Raw genomic sequence first — 19448 nt, 5'->3', positions numbered from 1 at the left:
CACAGGCAATGCTATCCAATGAATATCAAAAAAAGAAAGGGGATTTCAATCATGAATTCACGGCGAAAACGGTTTTTGGTCCTTTGTCTGGCCTGTCTTTTTGCACTGACAGCTTTTACCGGCTGCGGCAGCAAGGAAAACGGGAAAACATCCAATGGCGGAGGATCCAAAACGGCAAAAGGCGGAAAGGAACAGGTCACGCTGGATTTCCTGATGTGCTGGAATGGCGCATCCTCCCAATTTCCGGAGGATATGAAAAACAATCCGATTTCAAAGGAACTGGCCAAAAAGACCGGAGTGACCCTCAATGTGCAGACCATTACCACGGACGAAGGGGAAAAGCTGAGTACGATTTTCGGATCCGGTGAAGTTCCCGACATCGTAAACGCTCCTTATTGGGACACCAATCCGGGCAGTTCGGGAGATTTCATCCGAAAGGCTGCCACCGAGGGATTGGTTCTGGAGCTGGATCCCTATATGGACAAATATCCCAACGTAAAGAGAATGATGACGGAAGGCGTTTCCGAATCCTACAAGAAATATGATCTGGAACATCCGGATTATAACGGCAAGCATTATATTATTCCCCAGCAGACTCCCAGAACCGATGCCGATGTGACCCAATGGGCCTATAACGTTTGGGTGCGGCAGGATATTCTGAAGGACCTGAGTGTAGAGCCGGAGAGCATTGACAGCTCGGAAAAGCTGTACGAATTGATGAAACAGATTAAAAGCGGTGGGTTCAAGGATATCAACGGCAAACCCGTGATCACAGCCGGCACATGGGGAAATGGCTGGAACTACAGCGATTTTATGAGATCCTTCAGCAGGGATACCGTTTCAGACTGGAGAAATCTGGACGGAAAAATTACCCACTGGATCTTTGACCCCATGGAGGATAAAAAGGTTTTGTTCATGAGAAAGCTGGTTTCAGAAGGATTGTTTGATCCGGAAGCCTATACCCAGACGGACACGGTAGCGAAGGAAAAGATCGCCACCGGCAGAGTGGCGGTACTGAACGGCCATTATCCCAACCTGAGGGATTTCATGAGGCAGACTTTGTATAAGACCAATCCGGAAATGAAATATGTTCCAGTGGGTCCGTTCCTGGATGCGGACGGCAAGCAGGTGACAGCCAAGGAATCCAGAGGCCGGACAGGTTCTCCCGCGATCTTTCTGAGCAGCAAATGCAAGAATCCGGAAAAGGCATTGGAGTTCATTGATTATATCAACAGCGATGAAGGCCTGAAGCTGGTAACCTTCGGAATCGAAGGCGTTCATTACAACATGGTGGACGACAAGCCCCAGCGTACGGACGAGTGGCAGGACAAGAAAGAAAATGACATGACAGCCTACGTGAACGAAGGCCTGGTATTTGGCGACAACTTTGTCGGAGCCGATCCCAGAAAGGGCTGGTGGCCTGAAAAAGAGGATCCCGATTATGAGAAGGCAAAGGAAGTGACTCCTTTGGAGTTTTACGATGGCACCAATGCCAACTTTATCGCCAGGGATTATCCGGACCGGCAGGAATATGAAAGCAATACTGCAGCGCTGGATTATGGCAAGGAGTTTATGAGAGCGACCTTTGAGGACACGGATGAAGGCGCACTGAAAATATTGAACGATTACCGGAAAAAGCTGAAGGATGCAGGCCTGGATAAATTTATAGAGTATATGCAGAAGGAAATTCCGAAGGTGAAAGACGTCCGGTATTGATATTCTGACCTGAGAAAGCATCGGAAGGTATGGTTAGTTCATGCCTTCCCTTTCTTTTTGGTTTTTTTACCAATATCATCCTATTGAATTGAACCGGCCTGCATACTATAATGGAATTGTAAAGCAGTAAAGTGCTGGGAACGGACAGGCGGAAAAGGCGGATATTCCTGAGAGGCTATTGGAACTTCAATGGAGAAGCGGGGATGAACCATTATGAAAAAACGAAAATATGGATTTAAAATAGCCTATAAAATATTTATTTTTACGACAGTAATCTCATTTATTCCAATGATTATCATCAACACGGTCTTTTACAATAAAATAAGGCAAACAGTGGAGGATGAAGTCGTTGCATCCTATCAGCACTTAATACAGCAGTACGTGAGTAATGTGGAATATAAGCTGGCACTCTATGACAACATTATGGGAGAAATATCCTCCAATAATCTGGTGCAGGATTTTCTGACGTTCCTGCAGCAGGTGAAGAATCCGGATGAGGTGCGGGAAGCCAGAGTGACCTTGCTGGAAGATGTCAACAAGTACCTGTCCGATAAGTTTGTTGCCGGATTAAACGAACTTACCCTGTATCCTCTCGGCAATCGAGCGGTTCTGTATCACAGCCATATCGGGAATGTGGATCGGCTGGATGATCGCTCCTGGATTCAATCGATGCTGGATACGGGCAATAAGACCAATTTTTATGTTCGCCGGGACTGGGCAGACCGAAAAGTGATTTCCTTTTATGCGGTGATAAGGGACACGGACCGATATGCACCGGACAATATCCTTGGGTTGGCCCGGCTGGACACTTTTGTTTCCAATTTTTTTGCACTGACCAATATTCCGGCGGTCAGTGAGAATGTGAATCTCGCCATAGTGGATCAAAACAGGGATCCGTTATATGGGACAGGGGATTTGTATGACTGGAAGAACAAAAAGGAAATGATAGAAAATGCATGGTCCCATGGGGAAAATCATGTGGAGATTGATGGAAGGGAATATCGGATCCTGAATCAAAAAATAGCGAGATACGGCTGGTCTGTCCTTTTGCTGTTTGATTACGGCGCCATCCGTCAACAGGTGAGGGAAGCCACCATGTCCATTTTTATCATGAGTCTGACCCTCTATATTATCCTTTTCATGATCTGTATTCTTTTCTCCGCATCCATGTCCGCGAGGCTGAAGGTTCTGACGGATAAGATGGAAAAGGTTAAATCCGGGGCTTTTGCAACACAGCCTGTTGTAACGGGCAGGGATGAGATTGCGGAGATCGACCATGATTTCAACAATATGATCGTCCGGCTCCACAAATTGATTAATGAGAACTATGTGCAGAATATAGAGAGAAAGGAAGCAGAGCTCAGGGCACTCCGCTTTCAGATCAATCCTCACTTTCTTTACAATACCCTGGAGTTGATCAATTCCATGGCCTCGGTATATGGCTGCGACGATATCGGAAAGATAAGCCAGAACCTGGGCCAGATGTTCCGTTATAACATGTCCGGTTCAGATTCGGACTTTGCCACCCTGCGGGAGGAAATCGAGCACATACAGAATTATACTTCGATTGAAAAAGTCCGGTTTGAGGATAAAATAAAAGTGAAAATAGAAGTTTCGCAGGATCTTCTTGAATGCAGGGTCCCGCGTTTTATTCTTCAGCCTCTGGTGGGAAATGCGTTCCGGCACGGCTTTCGGGACAAAACAGACGGCTGCGTTGTCATCCATGCGGAACGGAAGGATTCCTATTTGTGTATCCTGGTTCAGGACAACGGGCAGGGGATTGCGAAGGAAAGGCTGGACGACATCAATCGTTCCATCCATAGCCAGGAGACAGGGATCGCCTCTGCCAGGACGGATACGGGAATCGGGCTTTACAACATCAACAGGCGGATTCAGCTCTGCTGCGGAGAGGCTTACGGAATACAGATGAAAAGTCAGGAAGGGAAGGGGACGGAAGTGTGGATCCGTCTCCCGGCAGAATAAACGAAGGAGGCAGGAAAATGTCGGATCTGTTGATTGCCGACGATGAAAAATGGATACGAAAAGGAATTATCGCCAAACTGAAGAAAAGCGGTCTTCATTTTGACGATATATACGAAGCCGGCGATGGCCTTGAGGCGAAAAATCTGATAGAGGAAAAGAGGCCGCGCATTGCGATCACCGATATCATTATGCCCAGGCTGGATGGTCTGGAGCTCATGGAATGGGACAACCGGAATCAGTTTGGCACCCGGTTTGTTATCATAAGCGGGTACTCGGAATTCCGATATGCCCAAAAGGCTATCAATCTGGGTGCGGAAGGGTATATTCTGAAGCCGATCACCGATTATGATCTGGTTTCCATCCTGCAGAAGGTCCTGCAGGAGGTCCTTCCTTCGGAGGCCGGGCAGCAGCAGACTTCCGGGCGGGACATTATCTCCGGGGCCAGGGAATATATTGCCGGCAACTATGGCAGGGATATCACAGTGAAGGACATTGCGGCGCATGTTTCCGTTCATCCCAATTATTTATCCGGTATCTTCCGAAAGGCAACCGGCGAAACCCTGACACAGTACCTGACAGGGATCCGAATCGAGGCGGCCTGTTACCTGCTGCGAAAGTCGGACGAACCGATTTGCAATATCTCCTGCCGGGTGGGATACCACGACAACCAGTATTTTTATCGGGTGTTCAAAAAGTTGAAGGGGGAGACGCCGGCAGATTTCCGGAATCAATACCGGAATGGATAAATGAGCGGTTTGACAGAATCTTCATTTACAGGGGAAGGGAATTATGATACGATATAATGCAAGGGTGATTTGGAAACAAATCTGATCCGGCATGTTGAGCCGGCGCGGAAAACGAACCGGTGCAATGAAAGCAGAATAAATGCAAATGCGATGAAGAGAAGAGTAGGAAAAGTCTTCCATCCACAGAGAGCCCCAATGGTGAAAAGGGGCATGGCGCTTTTCCAAACCAAGCCTCGGAGCGGCATACGGATTTCCATGCCTGAGTCAGAGGGATATTGGATGACAAAGGGTATGGATGGATGCTATGACGGTATTCCCCGTTACGGAACAACGGTATGGATATGGAAAGACGGATACCGGCAGAGACCAGTATGGCGACATATCGGCAAACAGGGGTGGCAACGCGAAGCGGGAGCTTTCGTCCTCAGGAAAAAATTCTGAGACGGAGGCTTTTTTCTTTGGGTGAAGAAACGATACGGTATGCTTTTCCCGGGATTGATGCAGAATCAATGGTGAGACAAAAGAACGGCAAGGCAACAGCAGAAGTTGAAAGATACAGAAGTTGAAAGATACAGGAGGAGAGATTTTAGATGGCAGACAGAAAAACGATACAGGAGAAGGCAGGGGCAGCCGCCCGGCCTGTTTTTCCGAAACGGGCGGTGATCACGGGCGGAATGCCCTATGGCAACAAGGAACTGCACTTTGGCCATATCGGTGGTGTGTTTGTCCATGCGGATGCCTTTGCCCGGTTCCTGCGGGATCGGATCGGGGAAGACAATGTGATTTTTGTTTCCGGAACGGACTGTTATGGATCACCGATTCTGGAGAATTACCGCAAACTGAAGGAGGAGGGCGCTTTCCATGGGTCAATGGAGGAATTTGTAAAGTACAATCACGATCTGCAAAAAAAGGCTTTGGAAGAATATGATATCAGCCTGAATCTGTACGGCGGTTCCGGGCTGGGCCGGTCCCGGGAGATTCACAGACAGGTATCCCGGGAAATTTTCGATAAGCTCTATCAGAACGGCTGGCTGACCAAAATCACCACTTCCCAGTTCTATGACAGCGAACTGGGTGTTTTCCTGAACGGACGGCAGGTGGAAGGGCAGTGCCCCATTGAAGGATGCCGCTCGGAAAAGGGATATGCGGATGAATGTTCCCTCGGCCATCAGTACATGCCGGCGGAGCTGATCCATCCCATCAGCACGTTATCGGGGAAGAAGCCCGATATGCGGGATGTCACCAACTGGTATTTCAATCTGGAAGACTGCCGGGGACTGCTGCAGGAATGGGTGGATACCCTGAAAAAGGCTTCCAATACTCGTCCCATGCTGATCCGGGTCCTGGAAGAGTTCCTCAGGCCGCCGGTGATTTATGTAAAAAAGGAGTTTTTTGAGCAGGTGGAATCCATCAAGGCCCGGATTCCGGATCATACTGTGGAGGAAGAGGAGAAAAAGCCTTCTTTCATCATGGAATTTCACAATCTGAAGGACCGGGAGAAGGCCTGTGCGGTTCTGACGGAACACGGGGTTCATTATCGTACGGGAAAGACCCTGGTTCCCTTCCGTCTGACGGGAAACATTGACTGGGGGGTTCCGGCGCCGGAGCGGGAGGGCATCGACGGCCTGACGTTCTGGGTATGGCCGGAGTCCCTCTGGGCCCCGATTTCCTTTACCAGGGCCTGGCTGGAGAAGCAGGGCCGGGGCGCGGAGGAATGGAAAAAATGGTGGTGCTCTCCGGAAGCAGAGGTTTATCAGTTTATTGGGGAGGACAATATCTATTTCTATGGTCTGGCGGAGATGGCCATGTTTATGGCGACCCAGGGAAAGAATCCGTCCATTCATCCGGATCCGGGGCAACTGCAGCTGCCCGGTCTGGTTGCCAACAGTCATATCCTGTTCCTGAACAAAAAAGCCAGCAGCAGCGGAAAGGTAAAGCCTCCCATGGCGGAAGACCTGCTGGAATACTATACGGCGGAACAGCTGCGAGCTCATTTTCTGGGCCTGGGGCTCGGAATCCGCAGCGTCAGTTTTCAGCCCAAACCGCTGAATCCAAAGGCCGGTGAGAGAGACGGTGATCCGGTACTCAAGGAAGGAAACCTGCTCACCAACGTGCTGAATCGTCTGGCAAGATCCTGCTTCTATACATCCCAGAAGTATTATGATGGCCGGATTCCGGCAGGGAAAATAAGCGGCTCGGTGCTGCAGGAATCCCGGGAGACCATTCTGGAGTATGAGAGACTGATGTACCGGTATGAGTTTCACAATGTTATGAGTCTCATGGATACGTATATCCGCAATGCCAACAAGTACTGGGCCAGCGGAATGAAGGAGGTCAGGGACAAAGATGACAGTGATCTCAGGATGCAGATCGTTGTGGACGCTTTTCATATGCTTCGGACATCCATTGTGCTGATGCATCCCATTGCGCCGGAGGGGACGGAGATGGTACGGGACTATCTGAACTTCCGGAAGGAGTTCTGGGACTGGAGCCGGATCTTTGATACGGTGTACGACTTTATGGATCAGCCGGAAGGGCATAAGCTGAAAACCCTGGAGCCCAGGGTGGACTTTTTCTCCAAACATCCCAGCCAACTGAAATGAGTTTCCAGCCAACTGAAATGAGTTTCGCAGGAAGCCGATATTGACGATGGACAGGAATCCATGTATAGTACTAATTGTAAAAATAGTCGCTTTTTGCGACAGATAGAATATGGGGTGAACGGATGAATGTAGCATTTATTATCAGTATTGTGCTGGTTCTGGCCGTGGTTTTTGTCAACGGCTGGACCGATGCGCCCAATGCCATCGGGAGCGCAGTGGCCACCAAGGTTTTCAGACCGAGTACCGGCATTCTGGTCGCTGTGGTCTTCAATTTCCTTGGCGTCCTGCTTATGACTTCCATCTCGACGCAGGTGGCGGACACCATATCCAATATGGTGGACTTTGGCCCGGAGCCCGGCAGGGATGCCCTTGTGGTTCTGACCGCCGGTATGTTTGCCATCGTTGTCTGGTCGGTGGCAGCATGGTATTTTGGCATCCCCACCAGTGAGAGTCATGCACTGATTGCCGGCATCACCGGTGCCGCTCTGGCCCTTGGCGGGCTTTCCGCCGTGAATATGGCAGAATGGTCCAAGGTGCTGATCGGATTGGTGGAGTCCTCCATTCTGGGGTTTGCCGGCGGCTTTCTGATTGCCCGCCTGATTGAAACCTTTATGCGGCGGGTGAACCGGAAGAAGGCAGAATCCTTTTTCAGCAAGGGACAAGCCGGTGCCGCTGCCGGTATGGCATTTCTGCACGGTGCCCAGGACGGGCAGAAGTTTATGGGAGTCTTTATGGTGGCCATGTTTTTAAATGGCATGGCACAGAGGGGGCCCAACGGGTCCTTTGAAATTCCGATATGGGTTATGGTTCTTTGTTCCCTTACCATGGGGGCAGGTACCATGATAGGTGGATGGCGGATCATCAAAAAAGTAGGTATGGATATGGTAAAGATGCAGACCTATCAGGGCTTCGCTTCGGATATTGCAGCCGGCGCCTGTCTGCTCCTGGCATCCCTGACCGGTCTTCCGGTATCCACAACGCATACCAAAACCACTGCTATTATGGGGGTGGGTACTTCCAGACGGGCTTCCTCGGTGAACTGGGGAATTGCGCGGGATATGGTCTATGCCTGGGTCCTGACGTTTCCGGGATGTGGCCTGATTGGATTTTTGATGGCAAAGCTGTTTCTGGCGATTTTCTGACTTTTGGAACTCGTTTTGTCAGTTGTTTGTTTTGTGCATGGAAATAAGGGTATAAAAAATGTGAACGGAAGAGGAGAAAGAATATGAAACTTGGCAGTAAAAAAGAGCCCAATTATTATGAACTGCTCTATCAAATGGCACAATGCTCCCATCGGGCGTCCATTCAGCTGGATGAAATGATGCATGACTTTACCGATGTTGCCAAAAAGGCCAGGAAGATTCACGATGTCGAGCATGAATGCGATGGTCTTCTTCACAAGCTGGTCCATGAGCTGAATTCTGCCTTTATCACACCCATTGACCGTGAGGATCTGATTGCCATCGGAAGCGGTCTGGACGATGTGATGGATGGTGTGGAGGATGTGGCAAACCTGTTTGATATCCTTTCTATTCAGCAGGTGGAGGAGACTGCGAAGGAAATGTCCGGACTTTGTGTTTCCATCTGCAAGGCACTGGCCGATGCAGTAAAGGAATTTGAGTCCTTCCGCAGTTCCAAAAATCTGAATAAGCTGGTTATTGAAGTCAACCGTCTGGAGGAAAAAGGCGATGTATTTCACCGATCCATCACGAGGACTTTGTTCAGCAGCGAGGACCGGCCTGTTCTGGAAATTATGAAGTGGAAGGAAATCTATGACGGCCTGGAAGACATTTATGACATTTGTGAAGATGTAGCGGATGTTCTGGAGAATACAGCTGTGAAGAACCGATAAAGAAAGAACAAATGGGGGAAGAGAAAATGAAAATATGGAAGGAATTTAGAGAGTTTGCAATGCAGGGGAATGTAGTGGATCTGGCAATTGGTGTCATTATCGGTGGTGCATTCGGCAAAATTGTCTCCTCTCTGGTGGGTGATATCATTATGCCCCTTATTGGTCTGCTCACAGGGGGAATCAATATGAAGGCGGCCCGGTGGGTGGTCCGGGAAGCGGCAGGGAAGACTCCCGAGCTATCTCTGAACTACGGAATGTTTTTGCAAAACGTCATTGATTTCCTGATTATTTCCTTCTCCATTTTTATGGTGATCCGGTTTTTCAATCAGTTCCGGAAAAAGGAAGTCGATGAGCCTTTGGAAGAAGAGGAATCAGCCAAAGAAGAACAACTGCTTACAGAAATCCGGGATATTCTGAAAACAAAGGCTTAATCGAAATTTGTGAGTCGAAATTCTTTTTTCAGATGTCATTGTTCTTATAAAGGATGGCCGGAAACGGCCGATTATACCGAGGACGGGTTGGATCATGTGAAGTCATACATGATCTATTTTTAACGAAAGGCAAGATCGGTTCATTGCATTTCTGCAGAGGATATTATACTATAAGTAGTATAGTGCAAAGGGATAAGGGCACTACATAATGTATATAAAGGGAAATTGCTGCCGAAAGGGATCGGGTTTTGCCGATAGCTTTCCAAAAAACATGCTGACTGGCTTTTGGAAGGATGCAGTCTGCCTGGTATTTGGAACCCGTCCTGCGGAAATGCGGAAACGGACGGAGAAGATGCAAGGGAGGATATGGGAAGCAATGGCTGCAATACAAAGGAGGAGAACACGTACTTGAAGACGATAAACGATTTGATGGTGAGAAGGTTTACCAGGGTACTGGAGAAAGACCCTGACAAGACCGTTTATGACCTTTTTGAATGGAAGACCGTTGATGTCCGGATCATGGATTATAAAAGAAACAAGGCCGTATGTGACATGAAGGATCTGGAGTTTCCGGTCCGGTATTCCCAGAATGCCTGTGACATCATAGCCATGAATTACTTCAGGAAGGCAGGCGTTCCCAACGAAGTGGGTCACGAACGAAGCATGCGGGAAGTGGCGGATCGCATGGTTTCCTTCTGGGTCCGTGCATTGGAGGACGAAGGACTGATCGATGAGGAGGAGCAGGGGAAGATTCTGTATGATGAGCTGGTTTACCTGCTGCTTTCCCAGGCATGGGCGCCCAATTCCCCCCAATGGTTCAATACCGGTCTGAAGCTTGCCTACGGTATCAGCGGTGACCCCGACGGCCTGTATTATTATGATCCGGATCAAAAGAAGGTTGTGGAGAGCAAGGATCGTTATACCCGGACCCAGGCATCCGCCTGCTTTATTCTTTCCATAAAGGATAAGCTGATGGGGGACCAGTCCATTACGGAACAGTATGTTACCGAGACAAAGCTGTTCAAGGGAGGATCCGGTACCGGAACCAATTTTTCGCCGATTCGCGGGGAAGGGGAGAAGCTGTCCAGCGGCGGCTATTCATCCGGGCTTCTGAGCTTTCTGAAAGGTCTTGATAAAAACGCAGGCGCCATCAAATCCGGCGGTACAACACGCCGTGCCGCCAAAATGGTCATTGTGGACGACGACCATCCGGATATCCTGAAGTTTGTGACCTGGAAGGCAAAGGAGGAGGACAAGGTCCGGGCATTGGGCAAGATGGGCTATGATACGGATTTCAACGGAGATGCTTACAGTACCGTGTCCGGCCAGAACGGAAACAACTCTGTCCGGCTGTCCGACGATACCATGGAAAAGATCCGGAATCTGGATCAGGATCCCGATGCGGCCATTACCCTGCACGGCAGGGTGGACTCCGCAGTGGACCGGGAAATCCCTGTCCGGGAGCTGTGGGATGCGATCAACCAGTCTGCATACAGCTGTGCAGACCCCGGGCTGCAGTTTCATGGCAGATTCAATGAATGGCACACCTGTCCTGCAGGGGAGGATGGTCAGGTATGGGCAAAGCATAATCAGATCAACGCCACCAACCCCTGCAGTGAATATGCTTTCCTGAATGATACGGCATGCAACCTGGCATCCATCAACCTGTACTTTTTTTACGATCCGGAAACAAAATCCTTCCGGGTGGAGGATTTCATGCATACGGTTGCCCTGGTTCAGATGGTCCTGGAGGCATCCATTCACTGGGGACAGTTTCCTACTAAACAGATTGCGATGCGGTCCCATCTTTTCCGAACCACCGGTCTTGGACCTGCCAATCTGTCTTCCCTGCTGATGGCGGCAGGGTATCCGTATGATTCCAGGGAAGCCCGGGCATTGGCAGCTTCCATTCTGGGCATCCTGACCGGCTATTCCTACTATGTCTCTTCCCTGATGGCACAGAAGCTCGGTTCCTTTGAGAAATACAGCCTGAATAAGAAGTATATGCTGCGGGTAATCCGCAATCATTCCCGGGTTGCCGGGGCAAGATCCGACGGATATGAGAATTTAAGCTATGAACCCATGAAGGTGGATCATGAACTGCTGGATTCCATGGGCTTTCAGGATGTCTGCTCTGCCCTGAAGCATTGCTGGGATCTGGCCTGTGACAGCGGTACAAAGTTTGGATACCGGAATGCCCAGGTAGCGGTGGTCGCTCCCACCGGCACCATTTCCTTTGCCATGGACTGCGGGGCAACTTCCATTGAACCCTTTTATGCCCACGTGATCTATAAAAAAATGATCAGTGGGAATTCCATGATCATGGTGAACCCGGTGATTGAAACGGCACTGAAGAATCTGGGATATCCGGAGGATCAGATCGATGCCATTGTCAGCTATATTCTGCGGAGGGATGCGGACGGCAATATCCTGGATGGCAAAATGGAAGGCGCTCCGTATCTGAAAGAAGAGCATTATCCCATTTTTGATACCGCCGGCAGATGCGGTACCGGTAAGCGTTCCATCTCACCGGAAGGACATGTGCTGATGGTATCCGCTATCACTCCCATGATTTCCGGATCGGTTTCCAAGACCGTAAACCTGCCTCATTCCGCCACCGTGAAGGATATTGAACGAATCCATCTGCTGGCCTACAACACAGGCACCAAAGCCATTGCCATATATCGGGATGGTTCCAAGGCCAGCCAGCCCCTGACTTCCGGGATTACGCCCAAATCCGAAAAGGATCTGGAGGATATGACCTATCAGGAACTGCTGGAGGCAGCCAGGGCAAGCAGGCAAAACGTTCCCGTTCGGGAGAAAGCCAGGGGACGGAGGCCCGGGTTTACGCACAGCGCCAAGATCGGGGATATTGAGCTGTATGTTACCGTCAATTTCTATCCCAACGGGAAGATCGCAGAGCTGTTTATTTCCACAGACAAGGAAGGAACCGTGGTAAAAGGCTTGCTGGCCTCCCTGTCCAAGGCGATTTCCAACATGCTGCAGTACCACATTCCGGCAGAGGAGATTTCCCGTACCCTGCGGGGACAGCAATATGAACCATCGGGTTTTGTCAGCCGGCATCCCTATATCAAGTCTGCCACTTCCATCTCGGATCTGGTTAGCAAGATCATTGACATTGAGCTGGGCGACTTTTCCCGTTGTCAGGTGAAGCCCGGGGAACAAGGCGGCGAACCGGTCCTTTCTGCCCATGACCTGGTGACGGCCACTTCAGAGGATGAGACCGAAGGCAGCATGGATGCTGCAGGAATGACAGAGGATCCTCCCGTTCCGGACGGGAAGGAAAAGGAAAACGACAGGGGCGACCGGATCTACGGAGAGGTCTGCGCCACCTGCGGCAGTACACGCCTGCGGAGGAACGGCACCTGCAAGGTCTGTGAGGACTGCGGGGCGACCACCGGTTGCTCGTGATGCCGTAAATACGGATTCGCAGGTTCCATGGATCCTGCGTTTTGCAGAGCGGTTTTTTGAGGCCCTGAATTCTCTTTACGGAGGATTCACGGCCTTTGTCTTTTTGTCCTTTTTTTCATTTTGAATTCACTTATACGTATCACTATGCTATAATAAAGGAAGCTGACAAACCGGTTTCTGATTCACCGGTCTTCGGCGACATCTGTGTGGACTCATAAAAAAGGAATCGGAAAAACACAAAAAGGATGTTCCTATCCCTATGAAGAACAAAATTGTATCGGAGTTCCTGAAGAAGTATTGGACGAATTACCTGTGGGGCGCCATTTTTCTGTTGTTGTGTGTTTCGATTGAGGCATTGTCTCCCCGATATCTGGGGATCATCATTGACTTGTTGAAGGCTCCTGTCATCGATATGCACCAGGTGATGCGGTATGTCGGGCGGATTCTGCTTGCTGCGCTGGGCGTCTTTGTCACCCGGTTTATCTGGCGGTATTTCATCATGGGAAATGCCCGCAATATGGAATGTTTTCTGCGGATGAAGCTGTTCCGGCACCTTCAGCAAATGTCCGTTGATTTCTACAACAACCGGAAAACCGGGGATCTCATGGCCTATGCCATCAACGACATCGGTGCCGTGCGGAAAAGCTTTGGTCCCGGGGTATCCCTGATCCTCAACGGTCTCGGTATGGGGCTGATCTCTGTCTTTTCCATGGCAGGATCCGTAAACCCCAGGTTGACCCTGCTTGCCCTGCTTCCGATTCCTTTCGTTGTTTTCATGATTGTCCGGCTGGGAGGAACCATACAGCATCGGTTCCGGGCGGTACAAAAGAACTTTGCAACCATTTCTGACCGGATACAGGAGAACATTTCCGGCATCCGCGTGATCAAAACCTATGTGCAGGAGGAGGATGAAGTCAGCCGGTTTGATGTGCTCAACGGCCGTATGAAGCAGTCCAACATCGATATGGTGAGGGTTTCTTCCCTTCTGACTCCCCTGATTCAAATCTTCTTTGGCATCAGCTTCACAATCAATCTGATCTACGGAAGTTCTCTTGTCCGGGCCCATGAGATCTCCCTCGGTGATTTTGTTGCATTCAACGGATATCTGACCATGATCATGCGTCCGGTGGTCTCCATTGGAAGAATCATCAACATTTTTCAGAGAGGCATGGCTTCCTATAAGCGGCTTGGTGAGATTTTTGAGGTGGAGCCGGAGATCCGGGATGAGATCCCGCTTTTCGGTTCCATGGAGCGGCTGGAAGGGAATCTTACGATTCGTGATTTGTCCTTCCGCTATCCCGGTCAGGAGGAGTATGCCCTGGAGGACATCAACATCAATCTGAAAAAAGGCAGGATACTGGGTATCATTGGCAGGACCGGCAGCGGCAAGACCACACTGGTCAATCTTCTGCTGCGGCTGTACAATGTGGAGTCCGGGAAAATCCTTCTGGACGGAAAGGACATCAACGGATATTCCCTGGAGGAACTTCGGGAAAACATTGGTTATGTTCCCCAGGACAATTTCCTGTTTTCCGACAGCATCTATGAGAATGTCCGCTATTTCAATGACCGGTATTCCGAAGACGAGATTAAAAGTGCGGTGCAGTCCAGCATGATCTATCAGGATATCATGGAATTTCCGGATCAGTTTGAAACGCAGATCGGGGAGCGGGGAGCGAATCTGTCCGGCGGACAGAAGCAGCGGATCTCCATCGCCAGAGCGATCATCAAGCATCCGCCCATTTACATTCTGGACGATGCCCTGTCTGCTGTGGACACCCGGACAGAGGGAGCGATTCTGAAAAATCTGAAACGGGAAATGAAAGGCCATACCGGCATTGTCATTGCCCATCGCATTTCCGCCTTGCGGAACGCCGATGAAATCATTGTCCTGGATCATGGCCGCATTGTTGAGCAGGGAACACATGATGAGCTGATCGATCGGGAAGGATTGTACAGGGAGCTGTACCAGGAACAGTACGAGCAAGAGCAAAGGGAGGACATGGAAAATGAAGCATCCTGAGCAAAAACATCACAGTCTGCTGCGCCTGATGAAAATGAGCCTGCCCTACTGGAAAATCATACTCGCCTGTGTATTGTGTGTGATAGCGGTGAATGGGGCCGCGCTATACAAACCGCTGGTGATGCAGAAGGTTATCGACGATTTTCTGGTGGCGGGCAAACCGCAGCATGGACTTTCTTCCATCCCTGCCATGGGGGTTCTCTATATGCTCCTGATCGCCGGGAGCTCGGTTCTCAGTGCGGTGCAGATCAATGCCATGACCTGGGTTGGGCAGAATGTCATAACCGACCTGCGGAGAACCGTATTTTCCCATATTCAGCATATGCCGTTGTCCCTTCTGGACAAATACTCTTCCGGGCGGCTGATCACACGGGCTACCAACGATGTGGAAGAACTGAGCCAGATGTTTACGGACGTTTTGATCGATCTGTTCAAGGATGTTTTTCTTCTGATCGGCATTGTGGTCATTATGGTGAAACTGGATTGGCAGCTGTCTCTGATTGGGTTTGCAGTGCTTCCCTTTATTGTTATGATCACCAATTTCATGAAAAGGAAAATGAAAGCCAATTTTGTGGTCATCAAGCGTCTGACCGGCCGCATTAACGGCTTTTTTGCGGAAAACATATCGGGGATGAAGCTGGTGCAGATCTTTAACATGCAGCGGGAAAAGGAGGGAGAATTTCAGGGCCTGAATGACAAATATTATCAGGCCTCTCTTACCCGCCTGATGCTGCACAGTATCCTGCGCCCTTCCATTGAGATCTTCAATTCGCTGGCCATTGCCCTGCTGGTATGGTACGGAATGGGGCGTATCATGAACCATACGCTGGACATCGGCGTTCTCTATGCTTTTACCAATTATATCAAACAGTTTTTTGATCCCATCAACGACCTGGCGGAAAAATACAATACCATTCAGTCAGCAGTGGTTTCGGCAGATCGCATTTTTGAAATTCTGGATGAGGAAGGCAGCCTGGAAGATTGTGATTCCGGCATGCACCTGGAAAGACTGCAGGGAGAAATTGAATTCCGACATGTCTGGTTTGCCTATGAAAAAGAGGACTGGGTGCTGAAGGATGTCAGCTTTCGGATCCAAAAAGGGCAGACAGCGGCTTTTGTCGGAGCCACCGGCGCCGGCAAAACCACCATCATCAACTTGATTTCCCGCTTTTACCGGGTGCAGAAGGGGGAGATCCGGATCGATGGGGTCAATATCAATGATATCAATTTAAAGGATCTGCGGCGGAACATTTCCGTCGTGCTGCAGGACGTATTTCTTTTTTCGGGCAGTATCCGGGACAATGTCACCCTGAGCAACCACATTTCTGATGAAACGGTGGCAGAAGCCCTGAAGCTTTCCTGTGCGGATGCGTTTATTGATGAGCTGCCGCATAAAATGCACGAGATGGTCACGGAGAGGGGGAGTACCTTTTCCGCCGGTCAGAGGCAGCTGCTGGCATTTGCCAGGACCATTGCCCATGACCCGGCTATCTTTGTACTGGATGAGGCAACGGCCAATATTGACACCAAAACGGAAAAGCTGATCCAGAAGTCCATTGAGAATATCTCAAGAGACCGGACCACGCTGATCATTGCCCACCGGCTGTCCACTATCCGGAATGCCGATATGATCTTTCTGATGCGAAAGGGCCGCATCGTGGAATCCGGGAACCATGAAAGCCTGATGGAGCTGGGAGGGTATTATGCACAGCTCAATGCGGTATAGCCTGCCGTGATTCCGGTGCAGGCGGTTTTATTCCCTTGTCAGCAATTTGTCAATCTCCTGATTGTTCACCATATTCTCCAGTCTGTCCAGCCCCAGCTGCTTCATGATCTTTATGATTCCTGTTATCAAAGGGGGTCAGAATGTAGGAATCTTCTCCGAAGTCATTGACGCAATTTATGGATGATATCATGAAATAATTTCGTTGTGGTAGACGGAAACATGGATATATTGTAGAATAGAGCAACAGGTGCATTTGAAAAAGCGGATGCAGGACGAAAGGAGTCTTAAAATAGTATGTTGTTGAGTAAGCTGCTGGGGGAGAGGTTTAAGGAAAAGCCTGCGGATGCGTTTATGGCCAGTCATATCTTCATGCTTCGGGGCGGTTACATCCGGCAGGTGTCCAATGGAATTTTTACCCTGCTTCCTCCTGCGAAGAAGGCATCCCGGAAGATCGAACAGATCATCCGGGAGGAGATGGACGCCATTGGCGGCCAGGAAGTATTGTTTCCAGTTGTGCTTCCGGCGGATCTTTGGAAGGAATCCGGGCGTTTTGATTCGGTGGGCAGCGAGCTGCTGCGCCTGAAGGACCGGAGTGGGCACGACATGGTTCTGGGCATGACTCACGAAGAGGCAGCGGTCCATCTTGCCCGTTCAGAAGCAAAGTCCTATCTGCAGTATCCTTTTATGATCTATCAGATCCAGACCAAATTCCGGGATGAGCCCAGAGCTCGGGGAGGACTGATCCGGGTCCGGGAGTTTACCATGAAGGATGCGTATTCCTTCCATACGTCCCAGGAGGATCTGGATGCCTATTACCAGAAGGTTCTGGAATCTTATGGCAGGATCTATAAAAGGGTCGGGCTGAGGAATGTCGTCGCCATTGAGTCGGATACCGGAATGATGGGCGGCCAAAAGGCCCACGAGTTTATGTATCTTTCCGATGGAGGGGAAGACACCATTGTGCTGTGCGATCAGTGTGGATATCAGTCCAATATGGAAGTCGCGGTATCCAGCATTCAGAAGGAGCCTTGTGAGGAACGGCCCATGGAAGAGGTTCATACGCCGGGTGTCCGGGATATTGAGGCATTGACGAAGTTTCTGTCCGTACCGGAGTCCCGTACCATGAAGGCTACGGTATTTTCCCGCAGGGACAACAAGATTCCTGTAGTGGTGTTTGTCCGCGGAGATCTGCAGGTCAATGAAGTGAAACTGAAAAAAATACTGGGTACGGAAGTGGATCCCCTGACAGATTACGAAGGAGTGGATCTCTGCTTTGGGTATATCGGAGCTTATCATCTGAATGCGGAAGGCATACAGGTCCTTTATGACAAATCCCTGGAAGGGGAAACGAACCTGGCGTGCGGCGCCAACCGAAAGGATTACCATATCCGGGGCGTGAGCGTTCCCAGGGATCTGGATATCAGGGAGTTTGTGGATGTGGCCAAGGTAAAGGAAGGGGATGCCTGCGTCAAATGCGGCGGTCCCCTGAAGGTACGCCGGGGCATTGAGGCAGGAAATATCTTTCAGCTTGGCACGAAGTACACCAAAAGCATGGGAATGCAGTACATGGATGAAAACGGAACGCTTCAGACCCCCCTTATGGGATGCTACGGCATCGGCGTCGGGCGCCTGCTGGCCTGCGTACTGGAGGATAATCACGATGAATATGGGCCAATCTGGCCGAAATCCGTGGCTCCCTGGCTGATTCATATCTGTATGCTGAACGATACGCAGGAAGGAATCCGGGAGCTGGGCTTCCGTCTCTATCAGGAGCTAGGGCAAAAGTGGGATACCCTGCTGGATGACCGCGGAGCGGCGGCAGGCGTGCAGTTTGCTGATGCGGATCTGCTTGGGGCACCGGTCCGGATTATTCTCAGCAAGCGGAACATTGCCAGGGGACAGGTGGAAATCACCACCCGGGACAAGCGGATCAAAACGATGGTTTCCATTGAAGAGGTATCGCAAAAGGTTGGAGAGATACTGGATCAATAAATTTATTCCCTACCCGGAATGTTCAGGAAATTCAGGGTTGCTTCTTGTATGCAGGATGGGCCTATGTTATAATACAATCATGGGAAAGAAGTTCTCCCACGGGAATACCGAAACCGCTTAACAAAGCTGATGACTTCTGTTTGAAACAGAATGTCGTCAGCTTTTTGTTTTTGGTAAAATATCCGAAGTGCCGGATGAAAAGCGGATGGTATTCAAGAACAAATAATAGTAAGGAGTGAGCACATGACGTATTCGATTGAGGTGGAAAATATGTGTCCGGTTGCCCAGGGTGTAAATCATGGAGCTGCGCCGATTCCCGAAGAAGGCAAATGGGTGCGGGCGAAAGAGGTCAGGGATATATCCGGTTTGACCCATGGAATCGGCTGGTGTGCGCCTCAACAGGGGGCTTGTAAACTGACGCTGAATGTGAAGGATGGTATCATTGAGGAGGCTCTGATTGAAACAATCGGCTGCAGCGGCATGACTCATTCTGCTGCCATGGCTTCCGAGATTCTTCCGGGCAAGACGATTCTGGAGGCGCTCAATACCGATCTGGTCTGTGATGCCATTAATGTAGCCATGCGTGAATTGTTTCTGCAAATTGTTTATGGACGTAGTCAAACGGCTTTTTCAGAGGATGGGCTTCCCATCGGCGCAAGTCTTGAGGATCTGGGAAAAGGAATGAGGAGTCAGATTGGTACCATGTTTGGTACAAAGGCGAAAGGAGCCCGTTATCTCGAGTTAACCGAAGGATATGTCAGTCGGATTGCCCTGGACGAAAACGACGGGATTATCGGATATGAATTTATCAGCCTGGGGAAAATGATGGACTTCATCAAAAAAGGCGAAGACGCCAACGTAGCGCTGGAAAAGGCCAGAGGCACATACGGACGCTTTCATGAAGCTGTAAAATACATTGATCCGCGTCAGGAATAAGGAGGAGA

At 50.0% G+C, this 19448-nt stretch carries 12 protein-coding genes and 1 riboswitch; all 12 genes read left to right on the top strand.

Annotation, left to right across the window (positions count from 1 at the left end):
* The first annotated feature begins 51 nt into the window (after positions 1-51).
* The 12 genes from QBE55_02295 (at position 52) to QBE55_02240 (ending at position 19440) form a co-directional block, all read left to right on the top strand.
* Positions 52-1716 carry an extracellular solute-binding protein gene (locus tag QBE55_02295; protein ID WZL79021.1) on the top strand — a complete coding sequence of 555 codons (1665 nt, stop codon included), beginning with the start codon at positions 52-54 and terminating at the stop codon, positions 1714-1716.
* 213 nt (positions 1717-1929) lie between these two features.
* The gene (locus tag QBE55_02290) at positions 1930-3699 is read left to right on the top strand and encodes a sensor histidine kinase (protein ID WZL79020.1); all 1770 of its coding nucleotides are present in this window, start codon (positions 1930-1932) and stop codon (positions 3697-3699) included.
* A gap of 17 nt (positions 3700-3716) precedes the next feature.
* Positions 3717-4445, top strand: coding sequence for a response regulator (locus tag QBE55_02285; protein ID WZL79019.1), 729 nt, complete (start codon positions 3717-3719; stop codon positions 4443-4445).
* Between the two features lie 590 nt (positions 4446-5035).
* Positions 5036-7048 (top strand): class I tRNA ligase family protein, encoded by a 2013-nt coding sequence (locus tag QBE55_02280; protein ID WZL79018.1) that lies wholly within the window; start codon positions 5036-5038, stop codon positions 7046-7048.
* 122 nt (positions 7049-7170) lie between these two features.
* Positions 7171-8190 carry an inorganic phosphate transporter gene (locus tag QBE55_02275; protein WZL79017.1) on the top strand — a complete coding sequence of 340 codons (1020 nt, stop codon included), beginning with the start codon at positions 7171-7173 and terminating at the stop codon, positions 8188-8190.
* Positions 8191-8273: 83 nt separating this feature from the next.
* Positions 8274-8900, top strand: a complete 627-nt coding sequence (locus QBE55_02270; GenBank protein WZL79016.1) for a DUF47 family protein — start codon at positions 8274-8276, stop codon at positions 8898-8900.
* Between the two features lie 26 nt (positions 8901-8926).
* Complete coding sequence (gene mscL / locus QBE55_02265) at positions 8927-9331, top strand: large-conductance mechanosensitive channel protein MscL (GenBank protein WZL79015.1); 405 nt, start codon at positions 8927-8929, stop codon at positions 9329-9331.
* 408 nt (positions 9332-9739) lie between these two features.
* Entirely contained in the window at positions 9740-12763 is a 3024-nt protein-coding gene (locus tag QBE55_02260; GenBank protein WZL79014.1) for a vitamin B12-dependent ribonucleotide reductase, read from the top strand.
* A gap of 259 nt (positions 12764-13022) precedes the next feature.
* The gene (locus tag QBE55_02255; protein WZL79013.1) at positions 13023-14786 is read left to right on the top strand and encodes an ABC transporter ATP-binding protein; all 1764 of its coding nucleotides are present in this window, start codon (positions 13023-13025) and stop codon (positions 14784-14786) included.
* Positions 14773-16512 (top strand): ABC transporter ATP-binding protein, encoded by a 1740-nt coding sequence (locus QBE55_02250; GenBank protein ID WZL79012.1) that lies wholly within the window; start codon positions 14773-14775, stop codon positions 16510-16512. Before QBE55_02255 ends, QBE55_02250 begins: the two co-directional genes overlap by 14 nt.
* Positions 16513-16806: 294 nt before the next feature.
* The gene (locus QBE55_02245; GenBank protein ID WZL79011.1) at positions 16807-18504 is read left to right on the top strand and encodes a proline--tRNA ligase; all 1698 of its coding nucleotides are present in this window, start codon (positions 16807-16809) and stop codon (positions 18502-18504) included.
* A 72-nt stretch (positions 18505-18576) separates the two neighbouring features.
* A riboswitch (Fluoride riboswitch) is annotated at positions 18577-18650 on the top strand.
* A gap of 97 nt (positions 18651-18747) precedes the next feature.
* A complete protein-coding gene (locus tag QBE55_02240; protein ID WZL79010.1) occupies positions 18748-19440 on the top strand; it encodes a hypothetical protein in 693 nt (230 codons plus the stop codon).
* The last annotated feature ends 8 nt before the right edge of the window (positions 19441-19448 follow it).

Source organism: Eubacteriales bacterium mix99 (assembly GCA_038396605.1).
Lineage (GTDB): Bacteria > Bacillota > Clostridia > Caldicoprobacterales > DTU083 > UBA4874.
This window is presented reverse-complemented; position numbering and strand designations above follow the sequence as displayed.